This window comes from Mesorhizobium sp. M7D.F.Ca.US.004.03.1.1, from assembly GCF_003998635.1.
GTDB lineage: Bacteria > Pseudomonadota > Alphaproteobacteria > Rhizobiales > Rhizobiaceae > Mesorhizobium > Mesorhizobium loti.
In genome coordinates this window covers 1-2584 of record NZ_RZQG01000834.1, presented here as the reverse complement: position 1 = coordinate 2584, position 2584 = coordinate 1, and the positions used below count along the sequence as shown (strand labels likewise).

The following is a 2584-nucleotide window of genomic DNA, read 5'->3' as shown; positions in this document are numbered from 1 at the left end:
GTGAAGCATACGCGGTCGCTGGTTTCGGTGCGCGCGCGTGCGATGCTCACCAACACGCCGCCGCTGTCGGTGAATTTGATGGCGTTGCCGATAAGGTTGAGCAGCACCTGCCTGACCTTGCCCGGATCGGCGGTGATCAACTGCGGCACGTCGGGTTCGACATGGCAGCCCAGCCCGATACGCTTGGCGAAGGCGCGCGCGGCCAGCAATTCGATGATGTTGTCGGCGATCTCGCGCACCGACATCGGCTGCGGCTCCGGGTCGAAGCGCCCGGCTTCGATCTTGGAGTAGTCGAGAAGATCCTCGATCAGGGCAAGCAATGCGCTGGCCGAGGTCGAGACAGCGCCGACATAGGTCTGCTGCTCCGGCGACAGGCTGGTGTCGGCCAGCAACCTGGCCATGCCCATGATGCCGTTCATCGGCGTGCGAATTTCATGGCTGACGGTGGCGAGGAAGCGTGATTTGGCCTGGCTGGCATATTCGGCCCGCTCGCGTGCGGTGATCAGCGAGGATTCGGCGCGTTTGCGGGCGGTGATGTCGCGAGCGATCGCGCGATGCGAAACAGCATCGCTGTCCTTGTCACGCACCGACAGTTCGATCCACGAGAACCAACGCGGGCCGCTCGGCGTACTGATGGCGACATCGGTGGAACTCAGGCACTCATGGTCGGAAAAGGCGGCATCGGGAACGATACCGACCTCGATGCCGAGTTCCGCCAGGGTCTTGCCGGCAAGGTCGCGTTGATCGATTTCGACCAGATCGGCGAAGACCTTGTTGGCATAGACGATATAGCCATCGCGGTCGCGATGGATGACGAGATCACCAAGCGCGTCGATCAGGCCGCGAAAGCGCTCATCGCTCTCCTGCATTTCCCACATGCGGTCGGCCAGCGTCTCGATCTCGGCGCGGCTGCGGGCAGTGGTTTCGTCAAGAAGGGCGGCGGTGCGGTGTTCGCTCCGCCTGGCGCGCAGATGCACGGCAAGGCCGGCAAGGCCGGTTGCCAGCAATGCGATGCTGATGAAGATGGGTGCCCCGGTCAGATGCGCCAGGCCGGCCACCACCACGATGGCGACGAATGTCAGAAAGGGCAGGCCTTCGCGCCTGGAGAATTCCGGCTCGGGCACCAGCGACGGCGCGGCGACAAAGCGCCGCGTCGACGTCGGCGCCGCATCGACGTCGTCGCCAGTGTCCGCCTGTTGGCTGCCGGATTCCGCGATCATGCGAAATCCTTGCCAGACAGAGATTATGGAAAATTGCGGCGGATCGTTCGAATTTTAGCGGATGAACGCTTTTTGCCGAAGCAGGTGCGGATTTGCCGCCGGACATGGCGATTTCCGTCCGCCTTCTCCGGCAGTCGAGCGGCTCACATGTCCACGACGACGCGCCCGCGGATCTTGCCGTCGACGATGTCGCGCGCGGCATCGATGATGCCGTCAAAACCGATGGTCCTGGACAGGCTGGCGAGCTTTTGCAGATCGAGCTCGGTGCCGATGCGGCGCCATGCCTCGAGCCGGACTGCCTTCGGCGCCATCACCGAATCGATGCCCAGCAATGAGACGCCGCGCAGGATGAAGGGGGCGACGCTCGTCGGCAGGTCCATGCCGCCGGCCAGGCCGCAGGCGGCGACCGCGCCGCCATAGGAGGTCATCGAGAGCACATTGGCCAGCGTGTGGCTACCGACGGCGTCGACGCCGCCAGCCCAGCGCTCCTTGGCCAGCGGCTTGGCCGGCTGGGCAAGCTCGTCGCGCGATATCACTTCGGCGGCGCCAAGGTTGATCAAATAGGGGCTTTCGGCATTGCGGCCGGTGGAGGCAATGACATGGTAGCCGAGGCTGGACAGGATCGAGACCGCGACCGAGCCGACGCCGCCGGCCGCCCCTGTCACCACCACCGGGCCGCGATCGGGCAGGATGCCGTGGCGCTCCAGGGCCATGACGCAGAGCATCGCGGTGTAGCCTGCGGTGCCGACGGCCATCGCGTCATGCGGGCTGATGCCATCGGGGAGCGGCACCAGCCAGTCGCCCTTGACACGGGCGCGGCCGGCGTAGGCGCCGAAATGGGTTTCGCCGACGCCCCAGCCGTTCAGGATGACCTTGTCGCCAGCGCGCCAGTCGGGATGGGAAGACGAGATGACGGTGCCGGCGAAATCGATGCCCGGCACCAGCGGCCAGCGGCGGATCACCGGCGCCTTGCCTGTGATCGCCAGACCATCCTTGTAGTTCACCGTCGTCGCCTCGACCGCGACGGTGACATCGCCTTCCATCAGGTCGGCGTCAGTGAGATCGGTCACGGTTACCGACTGCTTTTTCTCGGTGTCACGCGAAACGAGGATGGCTTTGAAGGTTTCGGACATCTCTTTCTCCGCGATCTTGTTTGGCGACATGAACTGTGCGGCGATGGCTGCACGGGGTCAATCTTTGGAAGACTTGGCGTTTGAAGGCTTGGGCTCGCGCCGCCAGCCGAACAGTTCATCGAAGACGACCAGTGCCGCACCCACCGAGATGAAGGCGTCGGCAAGGTTGAAGACGGCGAAGGACCAGACCGGCGTGTGGAACAGGATGTAGTCGATGACGTGGCCGTAGAC

General features: G+C 64.5%; 3 protein-coding genes. All 3 read right to left on the bottom strand.

The window, feature by feature from the left end:
- The coding region (locus tag EN935_RS30605; RefSeq protein WP_164771472.1) for a PAS domain-containing protein at positions 1-1220 on the bottom strand (1220 nt) is incomplete at its 3' end.
- A 143-nt stretch (positions 1221-1363) separates the two neighbouring features.
- Entirely contained in the window at positions 1364-2353 is a 990-nt protein-coding gene (locus EN935_RS30600) for an MDR family oxidoreductase (protein ID WP_109661143.1), read from the bottom strand.
- Between the two features lie 57 nt (positions 2354-2410).
- Positions 2411-2584: signal peptidase II (locus EN935_RS30595; protein ID WP_206534607.1), on the bottom strand; the 174-nt coding region annotated here is incomplete at its 5' end.